The organism is Paenibacillus sp. RU5M, from assembly GCF_900221055.1.
Lineage (GTDB): Bacteria > Bacillota > Bacilli > Paenibacillales > Paenibacillaceae > Paenibacillus > Paenibacillus marchantiae.
The window spans coordinates 175,908-198,293 of the sequence record NZ_OBQM01000007.1 but is presented as its reverse complement, the minus strand read 5'-3'; the positions used below and the strand labels follow the sequence as shown (position 1 = coordinate 198,293).

At 48.1% G+C, this 22,386-nt stretch carries 23 protein-coding genes; 18 read left to right on the top strand and 5 right to left on the bottom strand.

Going from position 1 to position 22,386, the window contains the following annotated elements; genetic code table 11:
• Nucleotides 1-77: 77 nt before the first annotated feature.
• From CRO25_RS20570 to CRO25_RS20560, 3 genes are all read right to left on the bottom strand, one after another.
• Nucleotides 78-902 carry a carbohydrate ABC transporter permease gene (locus tag CRO25_RS20570; RefSeq protein WP_079696234.1) on the bottom strand — a complete coding sequence of 275 codons (825 nt, stop codon included), beginning with the start codon at nt 900-902 and terminating at the stop codon, nt 78-80.
• A complete protein-coding gene (locus CRO25_RS20565; RefSeq protein ID WP_072734531.1) occupies nt 903-1,775 on the bottom strand; it encodes a carbohydrate ABC transporter permease in 873 nt (290 codons plus the stop codon).
• Between the two features lie 114 nt (nt 1,776-1,889).
• On the bottom strand, nt 1,890-3,191 hold the full coding sequence (locus CRO25_RS20560; RefSeq protein ID WP_079696233.1) for an ABC transporter substrate-binding protein: 1,302 nt from the start codon (nt 3,189-3,191) through the stop codon (nt 1,890-1,892).
• Nucleotides 3,192-3,517: 326 nt separating this feature from the next.
• Between CRO25_RS20560 and CRO25_RS20555 the strand changes: the two genes are divergently transcribed.
• Together CRO25_RS20555 and CRO25_RS20550 are read left to right on the top strand one after the other, a co-directional pair.
• Nucleotides 3,518-5,248, top strand: coding sequence for a sensor histidine kinase (locus tag CRO25_RS20555; RefSeq protein ID WP_256863709.1), 1,731 nt, complete (start codon nt 3,518-3,520; stop codon nt 5,246-5,248).
• Between the two features lie 11 nt (nt 5,249-5,259).
• Nucleotides 5,260-6,012 carry a response regulator gene (locus tag CRO25_RS20550; RefSeq protein WP_256863708.1) on the top strand — a complete coding sequence of 251 codons (753 nt, stop codon included), beginning with the start codon at nt 5,260-5,262 and terminating at the stop codon, nt 6,010-6,012.
• 53 nt (nt 6,013-6,065) lie between these two features.
• Here CRO25_RS20550 and CRO25_RS20545 read toward each other — a convergent pair whose 3' ends face one another.
• The gene (locus CRO25_RS20545) at nt 6,066-6,695 is read right to left on the bottom strand and encodes a YfbR-like 5'-deoxynucleotidase (RefSeq protein ID WP_063567261.1); all 630 of its coding nucleotides are present in this window, start codon (nt 6,693-6,695) and stop codon (nt 6,066-6,068) included.
• Between the two features lie 251 nt (nt 6,696-6,946).
• Between CRO25_RS20545 and CRO25_RS20540 the strand changes: the two genes are divergently transcribed.
• Nucleotides 6,947-7,654: a metal-dependent hydrolase gene (locus CRO25_RS20540; RefSeq protein WP_072734527.1), complete on the top strand. Its 708-nt coding sequence runs from the start codon at nt 6,947-6,949 to the stop codon at nt 7,652-7,654.
• Nucleotides 7,655-7,804: 150 nt separating this feature from the next.
• Here the strand turns inward: CRO25_RS20540 and CRO25_RS20535 are convergent, their stop codons facing one another.
• Nucleotides 7,805-8,878, bottom strand: a complete 1,074-nt coding sequence (locus CRO25_RS20535) for a M42 family metallopeptidase (RefSeq protein WP_063567263.1) — start codon at nt 8,876-8,878, stop codon at nt 7,805-7,807.
• Between the two features lie 616 nt (nt 8,879-9,494).
• Between CRO25_RS20535 and spoVAC the strand changes: the two genes are divergently transcribed.
• From spoVAC to CRO25_RS20460, 15 genes are all read left to right on the top strand, one after another.
• Nucleotides 9,495-9,998, top strand: coding sequence for a stage V sporulation protein AC (gene spoVAC / locus CRO25_RS20530; RefSeq protein ID WP_179132218.1), 504 nt, complete (start codon nt 9,495-9,497; stop codon nt 9,996-9,998).
• Nucleotides 9,995-11,011, top strand: coding sequence for a stage V sporulation protein AD (gene spoVAD / locus CRO25_RS20525; RefSeq protein ID WP_063567265.1), 1,017 nt, complete (start codon nt 9,995-9,997; stop codon nt 11,009-11,011). Before spoVAC ends, spoVAD begins: the two co-directional genes overlap by 4 nt.
• 3 nt (nt 11,012-11,014) lie before the next feature.
• On the top strand, nt 11,015-11,365 hold the full coding sequence (spoVAE, locus tag CRO25_RS20520) for a stage V sporulation protein AE (RefSeq protein WP_053781314.1): 351 nt from the start codon (nt 11,015-11,017) through the stop codon (nt 11,363-11,365).
• A gap of 207 nt (nt 11,366-11,572) precedes the next feature.
• Nucleotides 11,573-12,529, top strand: coding sequence for a MoxR family ATPase (locus CRO25_RS20515; RefSeq protein ID WP_063567266.1), 957 nt, complete (start codon nt 11,573-11,575; stop codon nt 12,527-12,529).
• Nucleotides 12,530-12,532: 3 nt separating this feature from the next.
• Nucleotides 12,533-13,780 (top strand): DUF58 domain-containing protein, encoded by a 1,248-nt coding sequence (locus CRO25_RS20510; protein ID WP_090809897.1) that lies wholly within the window; start codon nt 12,533-12,535, stop codon nt 13,778-13,780.
• Nucleotides 13,777-15,990 carry a transglutaminaseTgpA domain-containing protein gene (locus CRO25_RS20505; RefSeq protein WP_079696229.1) on the top strand — a complete coding sequence of 738 codons (2,214 nt, stop codon included), beginning with the start codon at nt 13,777-13,779 and terminating at the stop codon, nt 15,988-15,990. Before CRO25_RS20510 ends, CRO25_RS20505 begins: the two co-directional genes overlap by 4 nt.
• 109 nt (nt 15,991-16,099) lie before the next feature.
• Nucleotides 16,100-16,627, top strand: a complete 528-nt coding sequence (locus tag CRO25_RS20500; protein WP_064636329.1) for a YqeG family HAD IIIA-type phosphatase — start codon at nt 16,100-16,102, stop codon at nt 16,625-16,627.
• A complete protein-coding gene (gene yqeH, locus CRO25_RS20495; protein WP_024628522.1) occupies nt 16,624-17,751 on the top strand; it encodes a ribosome biogenesis GTPase YqeH in 1,128 nt (375 codons plus the stop codon). Before CRO25_RS20500 ends, yqeH begins: the two co-directional genes overlap by 4 nt.
• A 41-nt stretch (nt 17,752-17,792) precedes the next feature.
• Nucleotides 17,793-18,656, top strand: coding sequence for a shikimate dehydrogenase (gene aroE / locus CRO25_RS20490; RefSeq protein ID WP_079696228.1), 864 nt, complete (start codon nt 17,793-17,795; stop codon nt 18,654-18,656).
• An 88-nt stretch (nt 18,657-18,744) separates the two neighbouring features.
• Nucleotides 18,745-19,038, top strand: coding sequence for a ribosome assembly RNA-binding protein YhbY (gene yhbY, locus CRO25_RS20485; protein ID WP_063567269.1), 294 nt, complete (start codon nt 18,745-18,747; stop codon nt 19,036-19,038).
• A gap of 15 nt (nt 19,039-19,053) precedes the next feature.
• Nucleotides 19,054-19,644, top strand: coding sequence for a nicotinate-nucleotide adenylyltransferase (locus CRO25_RS20480; protein ID WP_074095918.1), 591 nt, complete (start codon nt 19,054-19,056; stop codon nt 19,642-19,644).
• Entirely contained in the window at nt 19,628-20,194 is a 567-nt protein-coding gene (gene yqeK / locus CRO25_RS20475) for a bis(5'-nucleosyl)-tetraphosphatase (symmetrical) YqeK (protein WP_079696227.1), read from the top strand. Before CRO25_RS20480 ends, yqeK begins: the two co-directional genes overlap by 17 nt.
• A gap of 22 nt (nt 20,195-20,216) precedes the next feature.
• Nucleotides 20,217-20,564 (top strand): ribosome silencing factor, encoded by a 348-nt coding sequence (gene rsfS, locus CRO25_RS20470; RefSeq protein ID WP_072734522.1) that lies wholly within the window; start codon nt 20,217-20,219, stop codon nt 20,562-20,564.
• Nucleotides 20,561-21,466 (top strand): S1 RNA-binding domain-containing protein, encoded by a 906-nt coding sequence (locus tag CRO25_RS20465; RefSeq protein ID WP_079696226.1) that lies wholly within the window; start codon nt 20,561-20,563, stop codon nt 21,464-21,466. The genes rsfS and CRO25_RS20465 overlap by 4 nt, the downstream gene beginning before the upstream one ends.
• A gap of 139 nt (nt 21,467-21,605) precedes the next feature.
• Nucleotides 21,606-22,376, top strand: a complete 771-nt coding sequence (locus tag CRO25_RS20460; RefSeq protein WP_079696225.1) for a class I SAM-dependent methyltransferase — start codon at nt 21,606-21,608, stop codon at nt 22,374-22,376.
• The last annotated feature ends 10 nt before the right edge of the window (nt 22,377-22,386 follow it).

Genomic DNA, 22,386 nt, shown 5'->3' with positions numbered 1-22,386 from the left:
TAATAGTTACAAATAAACGTGATGTCAATGATGAATTTCAAAGTAGCCGTGTATTGAATTATCATTTTGGATACATCTCAACCCTTAACCGCCCCTGAAGTCAGACCACCCACAATATATTTTTGCCCAATCAGGAACACAATCAATACAGGCAGGGACGTAAGCACGATATCCGCACTGACCAGATTCCACTGAGCACTGAACTGTCCGAAGAAGTTATAGACAGCGAGCGTCATTGGCCACATCTCGACGGTATTGAGCATGTAGAGTGGGGCGGTAAACTCATTCCAGACACTCAGGAAATTAAGAACAAATACCGTAACCAGTACAGAGGTTAACAAAGGCACAATAATTCGGAGAAACAGCTTGATCCCGTTGCATCCGTCCATGATCGCTGCTTCATCCAGTTCTTTTGGAATATTGGATACAAACGCATATGTGATGAATAGCGAGATCGGAATGCCCATCGCGGTATAGAGCAGAATCATGCCCACATGCGAATTAATCATGCCCAGCGACTTCATGACCTCCATTAATGGAATGTAGTTCAATGGCAGCGTAATGCCCAGAATAAGAAAGAAATATAGGAACTTGCTTAACTTCGAATAATTTCGTGATAACGTGAAGGCAGAGAACGCCACAACAAACACCAGCAGTAGGGAAGAAGCCGTTGAATGCAGCAAACTGTTGAAAAAGGAACCACCCAAGTGTCCCTGCTCATAGACGATTTTATAATTTTCAAAGATGAACTTTTCGGGCAGGGTCAGTTTGAGCACTTTGGCTTCGGCATCGGACTTGAATGAATTCAGCACAATGACGACAAAAGGAATCAGGACCACCAGGCTAAGAAGCCTAGCGAGTACATTTAATCCGATGGAAACCAGCCGTTTTTTCACTCGCATCTAGTATTCCACCTTTCGGTTCATCAAGCGGATGATAAAGAAGGAGATGATCGCCATAATGACAAAGAGAATCGTGGATAATGCACTGCCGAGCCCCCAATAGCCTTTAGCAAAAGAGGAATACACCGCTGTGTTAATCACATCTGTAGCGTTGCCTGGTCCACCATTGGTCAGTACATATACCGCATCAAATACCCGCAGCCCATACGTAATATTGAGTACCGTGGCGATGGTAATTGTCGGCATCAGCATTGGGATCGTGATTCGAAACAGCTTCTGCCAGAAGCCGGCACCGTCAATCGATGCCGCTTCATAATAATCCCGAGGAATGGCGAGTAGTCCAGCAATGAACAGCACCATAATGTACCCCATGCCTTTCCACGTATCCACCGCCATAATAGATGGCATTGCCCAGGTCAGGGAGCCCAGCCAGTTCTGGGCCAGAACGTCCAGCCCCAGCGAACGCAGTGTCACGTTAACGAAGCCGTTGTTGGGATCGAGCAGGCTTTTGAAGACCAGGCCAACAATCAGAAACGAAAGTACTTGAGGTGAAAATATGATCATGCGATGCAGATTCGCAGCCTTCACACCGCTGACCAGTAATAGAGCTAGGAATAGGCCCAGGACCGTCTTGGCGATCGAAGTAATCAGAGTGAAAAGGACTGTATTCTTAATAAAAAGTAAATACGTTGGATCACCCGCCAGAATGGTTCGGAAATGCTCCAGACCAATAAAGTTTTTCTCCGAACTGTAGCTGTTCCAATCGGTGAAGGAATAATAGATGCCCAGCAGGGCGGGAGCGACGATGAACAGCAGATACAGCACAATCGCTCCAGATGAGAAATACCAAGGATATATCTTATTTACATTCATAAACTGTTACACCTGTCCTTCCTGCCAAAATGCATGAGTGCATGGTGCCTCACCTCGCTGCATTATAATGGTGGTTAGCCACATGCCTCATGTGTTTACCCAGAATACGCGCTGTTATTGCCACGCCTCATCCTTCAGCACTTTGGCTTGCTCAGCCCGGCGTTTATCAATATTTTGCAGAATCTGATCAGGGGTCATGGCTCCGGCGAACATGCCGGAGAGATCCTTGCCGATATCCATCCATTGCGGATCAATGTACTTCACAGCGGCCTGCATGACCGTACCTTTCTCATGATTTTTCTCATAATCGATATAGTCCTGTGTCAGCTTCGGTTTAATTTCAGGCCAGCAGATGGTCAGATTGCCTTCACCACCATCGAATACACGCTGCAGATGATCATGCTCCGTAATCCACCGGAAAAACTTCAGTACCTCTTCCGGGTGCTTGCTGTTTTTGTTGCCAAACATCGCAGCCGAACCGCCCGGATTCACACCAATCGTCTGATTATCGCCCCATGGCATCACGAAAAATCCCATATTGTCCTTCATGTCTGGATACGCCTCAGACACTTCCTTTTCGGTGCCCGGAACTCGAAGCAGCATCGCTGCCTTCTCCTGACCAAAGGATTCAATGCCAGCCTCGACCGTGTTGGACAGAAAATCCTTGCCGAAGTAACCCAGATCCGCAAATTCCTTTAACTGTTCAATGACCGTCTTGAGCTGCGTCAAATCCGCGACCTTCATCTCATTGTTGTTCAGCTTCTCGTACGTTCCCGGCGCAGCTTGCTCATAGTTTGGACCGGTTTCGAACAGAGGCAGCACCTGATACCATCCGCTGGCAGGAGCCTGATAGAACGGAATGATGTCCTTATCCTTGATTTTCTGGCTGATCGCCTTGAACTCGGCGTAGGACGTTGGCGGCTGGATGCCGAGCTCTTCAAAGATGCGTTTGTTATAGTACACATACCATATTTTTGATGGTGCAAAAGAAACCCCGTACACCTTCTCTTTATAGCTAACCGTTGGTAAAATCTCTTCGGACATGCGTCCTGTAAATTCCTCATTGGTCAGATCAATTGCATTTTCCTCAGGTCTTACGTTGGCAGGCATGCTAAGTGGATCCACATCGACATTAAAAATATCAGGAGCTTCGCCGGAGGCGAGCTTCACCTTAATCAGGTCACGCCACTGGGCATCAGGGACCACCTGAAAGTCAATTTTCACACCCGTTTCCTGCTCATATTCTTTAGCCATCGTTTGCATGATACCCGTACGTGGAATGCCGCTCTGACTTGTTCCGAACGTTAGTGTTACCTTCCCTGAACCTTCGGAACTTTCACCGGAGTTGCACCCGGCAAGAAGCAGGCTGGACAGCAACAGCGCACCTACGAGGGATAATAGAAATCGTTTTCTCATCAATGAACCTCCCATGGAATAAAGAATAATAGATCTTGCCGAAACGCTTCATGTAAGCGTATTCTTATGTGAATAACTTTACGCGGAACGAAGAATGCGCTCAATAGACAAAAGCGTTCTGTTGGGTGGACATTTTCGAGTAAGTTGCAAGACATCATCCGATAACGAGGTGTGAGATGGTTAAATACCGATTCAGAACGCTTCAGCAAAGTCTGTTTGCCTACTACTCTGCAGTCTTTATTGTATTTTCATTGATTGTGGCCAGTCTCTTGTATGTTTTTCTTGCCAATGACATTCGTAGTCGAAGTGCCTAACAGCAGAAACAGTTGGGGAATTCGATGGTAGGCAATCTGGATCAGGAAATCGTCAAAATGAATAATTTCTCCATGAACATCGTATATTCCAATCTGGTCAAGGAGCACTTCAGTCACTATTTATCTCCAGCGGAGGACAATGAACAGACGCTGACAAGTGACCCGGCGTTTTACAAGGATACAACAACGCTGATTGATGTCATTCTGGCGATCATTAGCAGCTCCAACACAGCGAAACAAGCTAATATCTATGATGTGAACGGTAAAATGCTGGGGGCCGGTGCGTTCAATGGACAGCTGTCCGTAGATCTGACCCAAAGACCATGGTACGAGGAAACGTGGGCGCGCAATGGCTGGCGTGTCATAAGTTTACTGGATGGTGGGGCATTACCCATGCCAACAGGGCAGGGGGAGTCAGGCAAACCATATCTTTCCCTTACCCGGGTGTATAAGGATGGAAATTATGTCTCGCAAGGAGTAGTGGAAATTTTGCAGGATGCAGGAACCGTGTTCCAGCATTTAAACGATGTGCAAGCGGGGAACGAAAATCTGAGCGTCTATGTATTGAATGAACGTCATGAGCTTTTATATCCTTTTTTGTCCAATGAACATCCGTTAACAGCAACCCATTCCGACGTTGTTAACTTGATTCGAAACGATCAATATCCACCAGGAACGATGCAAGAAGTCGTAGATCCCAATGGAAATTCGAAGCAAATGATGACCTACACGACCTCGCTGGAGACCGGATGGACGGTTATTGTGATGCAATCCAAACAATCCCTGTTTGCGAATTTGAATCGCATGGCTCTTCTGTTCATGGGGGCAACTTTAGCTACCTTGATGCTTATTCTGCTCCTCTCATACCTGATCTCCAAACGTGTTACCTTACCGCTCCATCGTTTGCAGCGCATTATTCAGAAAACTGGCGTCCACGATCTGACCACGGGTCAGGACTCTGGCCAGTTGTTCAAGTTGGACTATCCGGGTTCCATTCGTGAAATGGATGAGTTGAATGATACCTTTATCCAATTGAATCAACAGCTTGTGCAGTCTTTTCAGGACATGCTGGCGATCAAATCTCAGGAAACGGATGCCAGATTGCTGGCGTTGCAGTCCCAGATGAACCCTCACTTTCTGTATAACAACATTACGAACATCAGCATCATGGCGGAAGAGGGCATGAATGAACAGATCGTTGCGTTCTGTGGTCACATTGCATCCATGCTGCGTTACATCTCGACTCCGAACAAAAGCGGTGTTCCATTGGAAAAAGAAATCGACTACTGTGAGCGGTATTTGGAGTGTATGAAAATTCGGTTCGAAGATGATCTGCTTTATGAATTCCATGTTCCGGACTTGATGAAAAATCTTCAGGTCCCCATGCTGCTAATTCAGCCTTTGCTGGAAAATGTCATGAAATATGGACTGCGTGATACACCACCATGGAAGTTGCATATCATTGGAGAGCTGGACACTTTGCAGGAAACCTGGCTAATGACAGTGGAAGACAACGGACCTGGCATGGAACCCGAGGCGCTTACGCTCATCCAGCAGTACATACAACAATCACAGGAATGGGAGCGTATGCCTGAACTTGAGATCAACGGGATGGGATTGAAAAACATCTGGATCAGACTCAAATTATGGTATGGCTCCGCGGCACATATGCATATTACGAATAAACCTTCTGGCGGCGTCAGCATTACGATTGGCGGTTCCATTCGAAAGGAGCACAGTTAAAACTCATGGTGATGACATATAGAACTATTATTGTGGAGGATGAGGCGTTAATTCGCCGTAACGTATCCCGGAAATTCAGCGAGCTGGGCACACGGTTTGAGGTTATAGGTGAGGCTAGGAATGGACAGGAAGCATTGGAACTGATTGAACATACGGTGCCTGATCTGGTCGTTACCGATATTCAGATGCCCGTCATGAATGGGCTGGAACTGGCGAAACATCTTTATTTTGCCTATCCGCATGTCAAGATCGTGATCCTGAGCGGCCATCATGAGTTTGAGTTTGCACGTCAGGCGATCAGTTACAAAGTGGAGGATTATCTACTTAAACCCCTCGCAGAAAAACAGCTTCGATCGCTGCTGGATGCGATGGAATTAAAGCTTGGCAGTGCAGAGGATTCGCTGGCACATGTCAGTGCAATGCTGGATGAGCAGGTGAGGCCGGAGGACATCGCAGAGGCAGTCAAATTGTATCTGAAACAGAACTATATGCATGAAATTACGTTGCAGGACATGGCAGGGCAGATGCATTTTAGTGTAGATTACCTGGGGAAGTGTTTCAAAAAGGTGACGGGTGAAACCCCGCTCAAATACATGACAGGGCTTCGAATCAACGAAGCAAAACGCTTGCTCGCGGCCTTTGAAGATATGGATATCAAGACAGTAGGTAAAGCGGTGGGATATAGTGATTCCCATTATTTTAGCCGTATCTTTAAAAACAAGACAGGACTGTATCCCAGCGAGTATCGCCAAAGGTTACAATAACGAAAAAAAAGCCCTGTCCATGGCTCTTGAAGAACCACGATGACTGGAGCTGATTATTGTAACAAAGCATCTTCCGTGATTTGGCGGATATCAAATGGGGAGCGGTTACCTTCCTCAATGATGTCGGGGAGAATATGTTCGAGGAAATAGTGTACACAGTGGAGGTCAATATTTTTGATTTTGATCAGGGCATATCGGTACATCACGATAAATTCCTTTTCTGTATTGCCACGCTGCAGTTCAGCAAACGCTTCGTATACCTGATCCATTTTGTCTGCCACTTCCAGAATAAGTCCTTCGACAGAATTGTCTTTGCCTTCACGCAGCTGTCTGCGGAAAATCGGCTGGAACTCTTCAGGAATATTTTCGTTAATAAAATGCTCAACCATGCCTTCTTCTACTTGCTGCAGCATCGAACGAAGCTCCAGTGAATAATGTTTAACTGGCGTTTTGATATCACCGATGAAGATTTCGCCATAATCATGACTGCTGGTGATCTCGTAAAGCTTCTTCCAATCGATGGCGACCCCATGCTGTTCCTCAATATCGGCGAGTGTTTTGGCATATTGCACGACTTTCCAGGAGTGGGCGGATACGCTGTGCTCCTCAAACTTGAATTTTCCCGGCGTACGAATAATGCGTTCGAGATCGTTGAGTGATCTAAAGTACGTATGAATTCCCATATAAGTAATCATCCTTTGTTGGTTGGGTATGAACCGACTATACACCAGTGATGTTAACACAGGATTAACGCCGTATGAGGTAAATGTAAAATCAGTTCAACTGTTAGTCTGCCCATAGATCCGATGGTAATTACATGGTGTAGAGTGAGTAAATTAAGAAATGCGAACTATTGTTCTTATATTGTTTTCGTTGTAAAATCTGGAGTGGACGGTTTATGTTCCCTATTTCTTCGAAAGGAAGTTTTTGCACCATGATGGGAAGATCCCACCTGATTATCGGGACCACTGTATCCCTCTCTGTTCTGCAATTGGCAGGTATGTCTGTGACTGCACCGGCGGTTACCGTGGCTCTGATTGGTTCGCTGCTGCCAGACATTGATGAGCCCAATTCGCTATTGGTATCCAAGGCATTGCCGAACAGCCTCATCCGGCTATTACAGACAATCCTGCTGCCTGTCGCCGTATTTGTGTACTTCTATGTACAGGCAAAGCCATGGAATCTGCTGCTCGCCATTCTGATTGGGATGGTATCTTTCTTACCGTCCCGTTCACTGCGCAAAGTGCTGATGTTTGCGATCGGACTGGGACTTGTATTTTATGGGCATGCCTTCGCACCATGGAATCTGATCGCGGGCAGTCTGTTAATGCTGTGTACCACGTTAACCCACAGAGGATTGACACACACATTATATGGAACCGCCGTATGGACTGGGTTGCTCTACAGTACAACTCATCTGCAGGGGCCAGAGATTTGGGTAGCCGGAGGTACAGCCTATGTCATGCACCTATTGGCAGATTCGTTGACGAATCGCGGCATTCGTCCACTGCCACCACTCAAGTGGCGTATAAGAATCAATCTTATGAGTACGGGCACGAAACATGGTGCCGTTGTGGAAAATGTGTGCATTGTGCTGGCTCTTATTTTGGCCTGGATTGCATTCTCCCCTTTATTTCTGTAAACCAAATCATGCCAGCTTCTGCTTATGCAGAGGCTGGCATTTTGCAATTCATCACTACATCTTAATTTCCCCTTCATCTTTAGGACGGATTTCGTGTTCTAAACATCAAAAAAGATGCCCTGAAAATCAGGGCATCTTCTATAGAAAAAGTTACGCGTTTCCGATAATCGTGTTCAGTGTTGTCTGATCCAGACCCTTCACCAGTTTCACGAGCAACTCTTTTGCCGCATCATAGTCATCCGTATGAATGATGGAAGAAGAAGTATGAATGTAACGGGCGCAGATGCCAATTACCGTTGAAGGCACACCGATACCGCTCAAATGAACCGCTCCGGCATCCGTACCGCCAGGAGAGATGAAATATTGCATTTTGATCTGATTTGTTGATGCTGTGTCCTGAACATATTCAACAATACCGCGATGGGTGAACATGCCCGGGTCGAAGATACGTAGTAAAGCGCCTTGTCCAATATGTCCGAATGATTGTTTGTCTCCTGTCATATCATTCGCGGCACTGCAGTCCAGTGCAAAGAAAATATCCGGTTCAATCAGATTGGCAGCCGTGCGTGCACCACGAAGTCCCAATTCTTCTTGGACTGTTGCACCGCAATAAAGGGTGTTTGGCAATTTTTCTTTATGCAATGCTTCAACTAGCTCAAGTGCAAGTCCTACGCCGTAACGGTTATCCCATGCTTTTGCCATAATTTTCTTCGGATTAGCCATCGGAGTGAACTCACAGATCGGCACGATCTGCATGCCCGGGTGAATGCCCCAAGACTCTGCTTCTGCACGGTTATCCGCACCAATATCCAAGTACATATGGTTAAGATCAACCGGTTTATTACGCTGGGATTCATCGAGTAGATGAGTAGGTGTTGAACCAACAACCCCTGTAATCCGGCGATCCGGAGTGATGAGTTCCAGACGTTGAGACAGCACAGCCTGACTCCACCATCCACCGAGTGGGCGGAATTTGATCATGCCTGTTTCCGTAATGCCTGTGGTCATGAAGCCAACTTCGTCGAAGTGACCTGCAACCATGACTTTGGGTCCGGACTCCTCTCCCCGCAATACGCCAAAAAGGCTGCCCAAGCGATCCTGGACAAATTCATCCGTATAAGGAGACATTTGTTCTTTCATCCATCCGCGAAGCTCGCGTTCAAACCCGGAAACGGAAGGGAATTCCGTTAACGTGCGAAACATTTCCAACGTTTTTTGATTCATGTGTCGACAACTCCTCTGCTTGTATGTAAATCAGGTCTCAGCAGAACGGCTGCCGGACTGTTGTCCTTCGGAAGAGAAGAACGTTTTATTTAACCACTGGTCACACTACAGTATGAACCTTGCGCAAGTAATTGTCCATGGTTATGTCACGTATCTCAGGCATGAATGGTTGCTCGTTTAATGTTTCATCGGGCCATTAAATCCGCACCAAGCACAGTCGCCAAGCAGCTGCATTGAATATGCATATAGTAAGGAACCGTTTTGCTTAACCAGTATTCCATAAGGTATTTAATGACCCACTAATTTCACTTGCCTCACAACAGGAAGGAGCTGGGACAATAGATGACGCCACCCGATGAAGGCAATGAAACCATCCTTTGTATCGTCCTTTTTATTTTGCTCGTGATCATTCTGCTTTATTTATAAATTTCACAGACCTCTGATCCGGCGCTGAGCGACTCATCTCATTCGGCAGCTTCATCGTGCTGGAAACATATGCTGTCTTTCGCCGGATACATAACTTTCCCAACCTTAACAAACAATGAATACAGGATTACACACAGTACATGCAGTCACATCTGTTGACTTATTTTCATTTCAAGGGAGGTTCTGTATCTTGCCAGCTCAAACTAAGCGTAGTAGTAAAAAATCATCATCATCCCTGTCCATCAGTGAACAGGAATATAAAAAAGTCGCCAAAAAACATGAGCCTGCCCGTCCAATCTGGACGAACTGTATTAAGGCATTCTTCGTCGGCGGATTCATCTGCGTCATTGGACAGGCTATCCAGGAAGCGTTTATGGCCGGGTTTGACATGACTTCGAAAGAAGCTGCCAGTCCAACCGTTGCGGTCATGATCCTCATTTCAGTCATCCTGACTTGCCTCGGTGTCTACGATAAAATGGCACAATGGGCGGGTGCTGGAACGGCTGTCCCTGTCACCGGGTTTGCCAACTCCATGTGTTCGGCAGCACTGGAGCATCGCGCCGAGGGACTGGTGCTTGGGGTTGGTGCCAACATGTTCAAGCTGGCAGGTTCAGTTATCGTGTTTGGTGTCGTTGCTGCCTTTATCGTGGGGATTGTATACGCCATCCTCGGCTTCGGAGGTGGACATCTATGAAACGCTTGGGCCAACAAACCTGGCAATTTGAGAACCGTCCACGGATTATCGGCAGATCGGCAGTCGTAGGACCGGATGAAGGCAAAGGGCCTCTAACATCAGATTTTGATTATGTGTATGACAATTTGGAAATTGGGGAGAAAACCTGGGAAAAGGCAGAGCGCAAGCTTCTTGAACAGGCTTCCCAAATGGCATTAATCAATGCGAATATCACAAAAGAAGAGCTTCAGTTCTTTGTTGGTGGAGATCTGATGAATCAAATTATAAGTAGTTCCTTTTCTGCCCGCAAGTTGGGTGTACCCTATCTGGGGGTATTTGGTGCCTGTTCAACGTCGATGGAAACGTTGGCTCTCGCCTCACTCATTGTGGACTCGGGTGCAGGGGATTATGTACTCGCGGGTACGGTGAGTCACAACTGTACGGTGGAAAAGCAATTTCGTTATCCAACGGAATATGGTTCACAGAAGCCGCCATATGCGCAGTATACGGTCACCGGTTCTGGCTGTGGTGTGGTTTCTCGTACCGGCGAAGGTCCTGTAGTTACCAAAGCGACTATTGGACGAATTATGGATATGGGCATCAAAGATCCGTTTAACATGGGATCCGCGATGGCGCCTGCGGCAGCGGATACTATCGTTTCCCATTTTCGGGATACAGGGCTGGAACCCGGTTATTATGATCTCATTGTGACAGGCGATCTGGCATCCGTGGGTCTTCCCATTACCAAAGAATTGCTGCAAAAAGAGGGTATTCCCATGGAACAGACGGTTTTCAATGACTGCGGACTGATGATTTATGATCGGGAGAAGCAGCCTTACGTTGTCGCTGGAGGCAGTGGCTGTGGATGTTCTGCAACGGTGACTTACGGTCACATTTTGAACCGGATGCAAAAGGGTGAACTCAATAAGGTATTAGTGGTCGCTACCGGTGCATTGTTGTCTCCACTTTCATATCAGCAGGGCGAGAGCATTCCTTGTATTGCGCATGCCGTAGCCATAGAAAAGGAGGGATAAAGGATGCAGTTTTTATGGGCATTTATTGTTGGCGGGTTGATATGTGTCGTGGGACAACTTCTGATGGATGGTGTCAAACTGACTCCTGCACATACGATGAGTACACTTGTTGTGGCTGGTGCGGTTGCGGATGCGTTTGGGCTGTATGATCCACTCGTCAAATTTGCAGGGGCAGGAGCTTCCATCCCCATTACCAGTTTTGGTAACTCCCTCGTGCACGGGGCATTGACGGAACTGGAGAAAGAGGGATGGATTGGTGTCATTACGGGGATATTCGATTTGACCGCGGCGGGTATTTCCTCAGCGATTATCTTTTCTTTTCTCGCGGCATTGGTGGTTCGGCCGAAAGGGTAACAGAGCATGGCAGAGCTAGCCGTTATATATGGAATCAGCAGAGGCTTCGGATAACTTCTATCCGGGCCTCTTTTTGTCGTAATCATGCGATAACTGCGGTGAATCTGACGGCTGGAAACAAATTATGAGTTCCTTCGAGTGTACTCGCGCCCTTGGATCATGTACAATAAAAGGAAATCTGTATGCTTTTTTAGGAGGTTAGACCACATGCCTGTGCGCAAAGAGTCGATCCAAATCATATCAGCAGTTCGTTCTAATCTGGAATCATGCATAATGGGGAAATCCTTTGAAATTCAACTTTTGCTCACAGCTTTGCTTGCAGGCGGACACGTTCTGATTGAAGACGTACCAGGAACAGGCAAGACGCAGTTGGTTAAAGCGTTATCGAAATCCATGCGCGGAGAGTACCGTCGCATTCAATGTAATCCTGATATTTTACCAAGTGACATCACGGGGGTATCCGTGTTCCATCCACGTGACGAGCGCTTTTACTTCCGTCCGGGTCCGGTCATGACCAACATTTTGCTGGCAGACGAGATTAACCGAGCAACTACCAAAACGCAGTCCGCTTTGCTGGAAGTCATGGAAGAGCGCAGTGTGACGGTAGATGGCGATACGTATGATCTGCCTCATCCATTTATGCTCTGTGCAACCCAGAATCCAATCGATTTTGAAGGAACGTACACATTGCCGGAAGCGCAATTGGACCGGTTTATGTTGAAAATAAGTCTGGGTTATCCCGACAAGGATATCGAGAAAACGTTGCTGAAGCAGCATCAGTCGGGTCAGCCTGTTGATCGGCTTGAATCCGTAACCCATATGGATCAGATATCAGCCATTCAACAGGAAATTAAGGAAGTATTCATCGGTGATCCGGTCATGGATTATCTGCTTGATGTGGTTCGCAAAACTCGCTCCCACCCATCCGTATTGCTGGGCGCCAGCCCGCGGGCAGCCATTTCATTTATGATGGCCGTGAAGGCTTTTGCCTTTTTGCAGGAACGTGACTACGTGCTTCCGGATGACGTGAAAACGATGGCACCTTATGTCATCTCCCATCGGATCGTGCTGCGTCCCGAATCGAGACTGGACAGCATGAGCTCCGAGGCTGTATTAAAATCCGTACTTCAACAGGTTCGAGTGCCCGTCTCCATGGGGCAATAATTGATGAAGCCGCTTTTGAGTACAGTCAGAAGGGGAATACGCCACCCCCGCGTATGGAGCATCGCGGCGGTGTGGATGTGCTGTTTGGCTTATGTTTTGTTCCAGGGCGGGAAGACCTCCCTGATGCTGCTGTCGATGGTGACTCTGATTTGTATTTACCTTGCGATTGCTGGTTTTAGCGGTGTACGTCGTACTCATGGCGTGCGCAAGCTCTCTTCTGGTCAGGATCATGAAGAGCTGCTGCATGCCGGTGACCAGGTACAGGTGCAGTTAAGTCTGAACATCCCGGGATTTCTGCCACTTCCTTATGTGGTTGTGCGCGAAATGCTGCATCGGCATAACGGCGAATCCTGGTCTTTCAAAGAAAGCCTCATTCCGAGCATGCGAGGGTATGGTGAATTGTCTTTTCAAACCCCGCCGCTGGAGCGGGGAAAGTATGTCTTTTCCGAAACGGAATGTGCCAGCGAGGACATCTTTGGTCTGATCGAGCATCGGGGAACGTTTAAAGCCAAAGGGGAATTCCGGGTGTTGCCGCGCACGGTATTTATCCCGTACTGGCAGCTATATGATCGCAAATCACGGTTATCCGGTCCACAGACGGCCTTGACCCGCTCGCGCAGGGAAACGACCCAGATTAACGGCGTGCGTGACTACGTTTATGGCGACCGACTTTCCCGCATTCACTGGAATGCAACGGCAAAGACGGGAACGTGGAAGTCCAAGGAATTTGAACATGAGTCGGTGCCGAAAACGATTCTGGTGCTGGATGCGCTGTCAGGCAGCTATGAACATGGTGAGGCCTTTGAACTGGCTGTGTCCACGGCTGCCTCGCTGCTGGAGTATGGAACAAGAGAACGAATGGGTATGGGGCTGCTGACACTGTCGGAGAAGACATCATTTTTTGCTCCCAGTGAAAGTCCGATGGAGCGGCAGAAGATGATTCATCATCTGGTAGATATCCAATATAACGGCCAAGAGAATCGGCTGCTGCCCGGTGTTGAGAAGATGTCACGTCAGTTTCCTCAAGGCGCGTATTTTGTAGTGATTTCTCCCCAGAAGGATGAAAAAGTTCTCGAACTGCTCCGATGGGCCGACACACGAGGGATGACCCCTTGTCATATTCTGATTGAACCCACTGATTCCCGCCGGAGTTCCGAGTGGAATGCGATGCTGCGTGGAAGAGGTACAAGATCCTTTACCGTTTCCCATTTGCAGGAGCTTCCAACGGTTATGGGGGGAGGTAGTGTATGAGTACTAAAGGCAAAGAGCTGACAGTGGGGAGAAGATCCTGGTATCATGCGGCTTCGTTGCTCTGGATTTTCCTGATTGGCATGCAGTGGATATCATTTACACAGGAATCCTGGTATACCGAGACCACTTCATTGGTACTGTGGACGCTCGCAGCGGTCAGTATTCTGGAAGTGATTCTGCCTTTCAAAATAATGATTCGAACCATAATCAAGGCGGTTGTCCTTGTATATATTTTGCATAAGACATTAATCGATTACACCGTTTATATTCCTTACGGCACGTTAATGGAGCGTACAGAGCAATTTGTGCTGCACCTGGCACCTTACATCTGGTTCTCCCTGTGCGCGTGGGTGATGCTTGAAGCTGCCCTGCGCCTGGTGACTACAACGCGCCGAATTCTCGTTTTTCTGGGCATTAACATTATCTCGATGGGAATTCTCGACTCCTTTACCCAGTTTCCACTCTGGATTGAAATCGCCTGGGTTATGTTTGCAGGAATGGGATGGCTGGTATGTCAGCACTTCCGTAATTTCCAACTGCAATATCCACAAGGGTGGAAGCGAATTATCCGACATCCCTACAAAATTCTGGCCAACATTGCCATCATATTCTCTTTGATTATCGTAGCCAGTGTGAATATGCCGGAAGTTCCTCCTACCTTGACGGATCCTTATACCGCGTGGCGTAACTACACCGGAAGTTCGGGGAGTCAGACAGGCAACGGCACACTGGACATTCCGACAGCTACCGAGTCAGGGTACAGCAGGGAAGACAACCAGCTTGGCGGAGGGTTTAACTTCGACTATACACCTGTCATGTCTGTCACTACCAATGAGCGCAGTTACTGGCGTGGTGAGACGCGGGCAGAGTATACGGGAACAGGCTGGGATGATCGCGGACGAGGTGCGACAGAGGATGTTGAGGCGGGACAAGCACTGGAGAATGATGAACCCGGAAATGTAACCACCAAGCAAGTCACTCAGAAAGTGACGATGTTGAATGATAACGTGTATCCGATCCTCTTTGGAGCCTATTCCATCTCGAAAGTCACATCTGTCAATGGTGAGGCAAATTCAGACCGGATGTTATGGAATCCAGAGCAGGCAGAACTTCATGTCGTAACAGACCGTCAGCAACCGCAATATCCGAAGACGTATACGATTGTATCGGAAGCGCCAGTTATTGTGGAAGATGAACTTCGTACCAAATCTTTTGATGATCTGTATACGAGCAATCCGGCAGATGATATGTACCTGCAGCTGCCATCCAGATTCCCAGATCGGGTGACGGACCTGGCCACTGAAATTACAGCATCGGCAAATACGCCGTATGAAAAAGTGTCATTACTGCAAAACTATTTACAACAAAATTTTGATTACACAAACAATCCGGATTTATCCCGAAAAGTAAGTAGTGACTTTGTTGAAGGATTTTTATTTGACATTCGTGAAGGGTATTGTGATTATTTCTCGACTGCACTGGTTATGATGGCGCGCTCCGAAGGGATTCCCGCTCGTTGGGTGAAAGGGTACGCACCTGGACAGCTGTCGCTGAATTCAGACATGCAGGCCCCGCGCCAACCTGGAGCTGAGATCGAGACAACGTACACTGTAACGAATGCAGACGCGCATTCTTGGGCTGAAGTTTATTTTGGCGAGTATGGATGGATTCCGGTTGAAGCGACGCCGGGCTTTGACATGCCGTTGCTCACGGAACAACCGGATGTACAGCCGGTAGATGAGCCTGAAGAACAACCTGAAGAGGAACCGATAAAAGAGGAAGAGCAGACCCCTGCGCCTGAACAGGCTTCATCCAGTATCCCGACTTTTGTAATCTGGGCTGCGGGAGCCATCATCGTATTGTGGGTGGCTTATATGTTCTGGCGAAATCGCCTCTCGCTTCGATTCTTCGTGCTTCGTCTCCGGACAGGTGGACCGCTAACCCCTGAACAAAAGGTAGTGGCAGAGACCGAACGCTGGATACGTTATGCGAAGCGCAAAGGATTGACCCGAAGCGGGGACGAGACACTTCGTGAATCGGTAACCCGCTGGAGCCAGCTGAAACCAGCTGCAGCAGCGACATTGCATGAACTTCTAGCGAAGTTTGAACAGACTCGTTATAGTCCAGCTTCTGTAACTGCAGACGATTGGAAGGCCGTCTATCAGACTGCTTCGAGGCTGCGTAAGGAACTTAAAGCGGAACGGGCGTAATGTCGCCCGTCCCGTTTTTCCTTTTTTCCTATACCGTGAGGCGCTGTATGCATTTTCAGGAAAGACGGATTTGTGATATAGTGTGTCGTATGAAACTGAGGTGACTTCTTTGTTTGAAATGTTAATGCCCAAGCTGCGTGTAGACACGGTTTTTGACATTAATCTGGAAGAGCTATACGCTCAAGGCTACCGTGGAATTATAACTGATCTGGACAATACACTCGTTGGGGCGAAAGCTCCTGATGCCACGCCCGAACTGATTGAGTGGTTCGCACGTGTCAAAGAGGCTGGTTTCCAGCTCATGATTGTGTCCAATAACAATTTGAATCGTGTATCCCTGTTTGCGACGCCACTGGATATCCAGTTTGTGCATAGTGCACGCAAACCATCGAATGTTCCGTTTCGTAGAGCAATGAAGATGATGGAGTTAACTCCTGAAAAAACGATTGTGGTAGGCGATCAGATGCTTACAGATGTCTATGGAGGGAATCGACTGGGACTCTATACGGTTCTGGTATTGCCGATCTCCATTGGAGATGAAGGCTTCATGACCCGCTTCAATCGGCGCGTGGAACGGATTGCTCTAACGAGTTTGCGCAAGAAAGGCTTATGGCTTGAGGAGGAAAAGAAGAAATGACAGAACCGCATAACGGCAATATTGCCGTAAGGTGCAGCGGATGCGGAGTGCATCTGCAAACGGAAAACCCGGAATTACCAGGATTCATCCCCGAAAAAGCGTTGGATCGTGAACCCGTCATTTGCCAGCGTTGTTTCCGTATTAAAAATTACAATGAGTCATCATCCGTTACAGTGGATCAGGACGAGTTCTTGGCCCTACTGAGCAAAATCGGGGATAAGGATGCACTTGTCATCCATATCGTTGATCTGTTTGACTTTGATGGCAGTATCATCTCTGGTTTGCAGCGTTTTGTAGGCAACAATCCGGTATTGCTTGCCGTGAACAAAACGGACTTACTTCCTAAAGTAACCAACTGGAACAAGGTTCGCAACTGGGTGCAAAAACAGGCCAAAGAACAAGGTTTGCGCACCGTGGATGTCGTTCTGTGCAGTGCGAAGCAAAATCAGGGCTTCGACCGACTGCTTGAGCTTGTCGGGACGTATCGCGGAGATCGTGACGTATATGTGGTTGGTGGTACTAATGTGGGCAAATCCACACTGATTAACCGTCTGATTCGTGATTACAGTGATCTCGAGCAGGAACTCACGACATCCCGTTATCCGGGGACGACGCTCGATATGGTTAATATTCCACTGGACGATGGAAAAGCTATTATTGATACACCGGGAATTGTATACCCTTGGCGTTTCAGTGAGATTGTGTCCCGTAAAGATCTGGCTGCCATTATGCCAGAAAAACCGCTTAAACCGGCTGTTTATCAGTTGAATTCTGGTCAGACGCTGTTCTTCGGCGGCATGGCTCGTTTTGACTTTGTAGAGGGAGATCGTCAGTCCTTCACTTGTTTTATCAGCACTGCTCTTGATATTCACCGGACGAAGCTGGAACGTGCAGACGACTTGTATCGTGACCATCTGGGTGAGTTGCTGTCTCCACCAACGCGTGAAGATGCAGCGGATATGCCTGAATGGACCAGACATGAATTCCGTATCAAACGTGGCAGCCAGTCGGATGTATTCATTTCCGGACTGGGCTGGATTAAGGTTAACGGTGAGAATGGGGCGCTTGTAGCTGTTCATGCTCCAAAAGGTATTCGTGTACTGATCCGCCCATCCTTGATCTAATGTAATTACAGCAGCATTTTCACCAGATCGGAGGCGGAAGTATGTCGGAACAGAAAAAAACAAATCCTTCACTCCCTGTCCTGCTTGGCGTTATGGGTGATCCCATTGCACATTCCAAATCGCCTGCTATGCATAATGCGGCTCTGCAGGCTGCAGGAGTGAATGGAATGTATATGCCGCTGCATGTTCGTCCCGAGCAGCTGGAATCCGCCATTCGAGGCATTGTGGCGCTGGGGTACCGCGGTGTGAATGTAACCATTCCGCACAAAGAACAGGTGATGCAGTATCTTGATGTCATTGATGAAAGTGCACGCCTGATTGGCGCGGTTAACACCATTGTCAATGAAGAAGGCAAGCTGACAGGGTATAATACGGATGGCATCGGTTATGTGCGTTCCTTGAAGGAAGAAGCTGTTCCGGAACTCGTAGGCAAACGTATCGCTGTACTGGGGGCTGGCGGAGCAGCGAGAGGTGTGATATACGCCCTTGCTTTGGAAAAGCCTGAACAGATTAGTATTCTTAACCGTACTGCCGACAGAGCCGTAGCCCTTGCTTCCGATCTGCGGGCTCATGGACTGGGCGACATCACGGGTAGTGGAATGGAAGAGGCTGCTGCGGTACTGGCTTCGGCAGATATCGTGATTAACACGACAGCCGCAGGCATGCATCCGCATGTAGATGACGTGCCTGTTGACCCTGCACTCATTCGAGCAGGTGCAGCAGTAAGCGACCTTATCTACAATCCGCTGGAAACACGCCTGCTTCGCGAGTCAAGGCAGCGTGGATGTACTGTGCATGGTGGTCTTGGTATGTTTATATACCAAGGTGCGGTAGCATTCGAGCACTGGCTCGGCATCCCGGCTCCCGTGGAGACGATGCGACGCGCAGTGTTAGACAGTTTTTAATATTGTAAAAATATAATTGAACGGTCAGGCCCCGACAGTCATTGTGCTGTTGCTGAGGCTTGCTCACCATAAGGAGTATGGAGTATTCATGTTAAACGGTAAACAAAAGCGCTTTTTGCGTTCACAGGCACATCATCTGACCCCTGTATTTCAAATTGGCAAAGGGGGAACAAATGAGCATCTGTTCCGTCATATCGAAGATGCAATCGAGAAGCGTGAATTGATGAAAGTGCAAGTGCTGAACAACAATGACGAGGACAGAAAAGAGATGGCCGAAGAAGTTGCCCGTGAAACGGGTAGTGAGCTTGTACAAGTCATCGGTAACACAATCATCCTGTACAAAGAATCGCGCGATAACAAACAAATCGAACTACCTAGATAAGGGAGTGTGACGCGGGTGAAGATCGGTATCATGGGTGGTACGTTTGATCCGATCCACATGGGACACCTCCTGGCAGCTGAAGCGGCAAGGGATTCGCATGCACTGGATGAGATCTGGTTCATGCCTTCCCATGTTCCACCTCACAAACGCGGCGCCGGAGCTTCGGGACAGCAACGTCTCGATATGACGGAAGCGGCTGTGAAAGGTGTGCAGCAATATGAGGTGCTGGGTATCGAGATGGAACTTGGCGGAGTGTCTTATACCATTGATACGATGAAGGAACTGTGGCGTCGCCATCCTGAACATGAATTTTATTTCATTATCGGGGCGGATATGGTGAACTATCTTCCCAAATGGGAGCAGATTGAAGAACTTGCAGAACGCCTAACCTTTATCGGGGTTGGTCGACCAGGCTTCCAGTTACATCTGGATGATCTACCAGACGAGTTACAGGATCGGGTCCTGCTGGCCGAGATGCCCTTGGTCGATATTTCATCGACAGCCGTACGCAGACGTCTTGCCAAAGGTCATTCGGTACGTTTCATGATTCCTGATGAGGTGCACCAATACATTGTAAGGAGCGGTTTATATGGAACTAAGCCGTGACGAACTGATCCGCGCAGTTTCCGGTCAAATGCCAGAGAAGCGTTGGAAGCATACGCTGGGTGTCATGGAGTCGGCAGTGTTATTGGCTGAAAAATATGGTGCTGATCCTGTAAAAGCGGATTTGGCAGCAATCTTGCATGATGTGGCCAAGTATTGGCCCGTATCCGAGATGGAAGCGGTCATCCGTGAAAATGGATTGAACGAAGAACTTTTGCAGCATGACAAGCAGCTCTGGCATTCCGAAGTGGGTGCTTTTGTTGCCAAACGTGACTACGGCATTGATGATGAAGAAATTATTAATGCTATTCGCTGGCATACCTCAGGTCGAGTGGGCATGAGCCTGCTGGATAAAGTGGTATGTCTTGCGGATTATATTGAACCGGGAAGAGACTTCCCGGGAGTAAATCATATTCGCGAACAGGCTGAGCTCAGTCTGGAAGAAGGTCTAATTGCCGGTTTTGACTCAACGATCAGCTTGTTGATCTCGCAGCGCCGTGTCATTTACCCTTTGACCATGTTGTCGCGGAATGACTTGATTGCACATTTATAGATTAGATTATGGAGGTTGGTTCATGACAGTATCATCGAAAGAACTTATGAATATGGCGGTTGCGGCCGCTGACGATAAAAAAGCATCCAACATTGTAGCACTGGATCTGATTGGTATCTCGCTGGTAGCGGACTATTTTGTTATCTGTCACGGGAATTCCGATACTCAGGTACAGGCGATTGCAACAGAGATTCGTAAACAGGCGCATGCTGCCGGCGTGAACATCAAAGGCATCGAAGGTATGGATTCGGCACGTTGGGTATTGATGGATATGGGTGATGTGGTTGTTCATATCTTCCACCGTGACGAGCGTGAGTATTACAACATTGAACGACTGTGGTCTGATGCCAAAGTGGTGGAAACGGTATGAGTTTGATCGCAGGAACAGTCGTCAACTTGCCGGTTTCACGTGAAGTGTCTCCATTTGGCTACTTTTTGACGACAGGATCGGAAGATGTACTGCTTCACTATACGGAGCTCACACGGGACGTGAAAATTGGAGAAACGCTGGAGGTCTTTGTGTTCTTTGATACGGAAGATCGCCTGGCGGCAACCATGAAAAAACCATATCTCACTCTTGGCGAAATGGCACGTCTGGTTGTGGCTGATATTCACCCACGCCTCGGCTGTTTCCTCGAGATGGGGCTTGGGCGGCAATTGCTGCTCCCGATTCGTGAGCTGTCTGAATTGGAAGAGCTGCGTCCCCAGGTGGGCGATGAAGTCTTTGTTATTATGGAACATGACAAGCAGGGACGTTTGCGTGCGAAATTGGCCGGAGAACGTGAGCTTGCACCATTGTCTTTCCATGCGCCAACCTCATGGGTTAATCAATGGGTTGAAGCTACGGTGTACAAGACACTTCAGATGGGTACGTTTGTACTTGTTGAAGGTGGAGTGCTGGGATTTGGCGCTATTGGCATGATTCATTCCTCGGAACGAAACCGTATGCTGCGTCTGGGTGAAAAGGTAAACTGCCGGGTAACTATGGTCCGTGAAGATGGACGTGTCAATCTGGCGATGTCTCCTCTCAAAGAGGTTGGTCGTAATGAAGATGCAGACAAACTGCTTGCTTTCATGAAAGATCGCCCTACGGGCGGCATGCCGTATTCGGATGCAACCCCGCCGGACATCATCAAGCAGCGTTTTGGTATCAGTAAATCCGCTTTCAAGCGGGCCTTGGGCAAACTGATGAAGGATGGTCTGGTAACTCAAAAGGAAAACTGGACTTATCTGACAGAGTCTGTACCTCAGGATCAGAACGAGGACAAGTAGACAAACGGGTAGAATGGATCAAGCATACGCTTGAATCCACAAGTAAAGGCAGGGCAAGGCTGGGTGAACTCCGGACGCCCCTGCTTTTTCTTTTGTTCAAAAGAGATTCGAAAATGAAATTGAAAGTGCGGTGCCTGACATGTCTTACCGGAAATTTGCCTATGTGTACGATGAATTAATGGAGGATATGCCTTATCCGGACTGGATAAGGTTTGCGAGAACGGCTTGGGAACGGCATGGTATGCCGAAAAGTGTGGCTGAACTGGGCTGTGGAACCGGCTCAATTACGATCCCACTGGTGAACTCCGGCTTTGAAGTTACAGGTATTGACCTGTCAGCGGACATGCTGTCTGTTGCACGCAGTAAAATGGAGGCCACGCCTCAAGGCCACCGCTTATATCGGGAAGGCAGTGTCCGCTGGGTGCAGCAGGATATGCGGGACTGGAGAGTGCCGGAGCCTGTGGACTCGGTGATATCGTTCTGTGATTGCGTGAATTATCTGCTTGAAAAAGAGGATATCGTTCGTACCTTTCAGCGTACTTACGAGATGCTAAAGCCGGAGGGCACATTCCTGTTCGATGTACATCATCCGAATACCCTTATTCGATACGAAGAGGAGCAACCATTTGTGTTGGACGAACGCTCCGTATCGTATATTTGGACCTGTGATATGGATCATGATCGGTGTGAGATTGAGCATCATCTGAGTATCTTTTCGCGTGTGGCTGAGAGCGGCAAGGATATGTACCAACGGTTTGAAGAGGTTCATGTTCAGCGTGCGTATGATCCGGACTGGATGAAGCTGGAGCTCACGAAGGCTGGCTTCAGAGATGTACGTGTATATGCTGATTTTGAGTGGAAAGAGGCGGGAGAAGGCGCACAGCGTCTATTCTATGTAGCCGTGAAATAGGATTAAGATA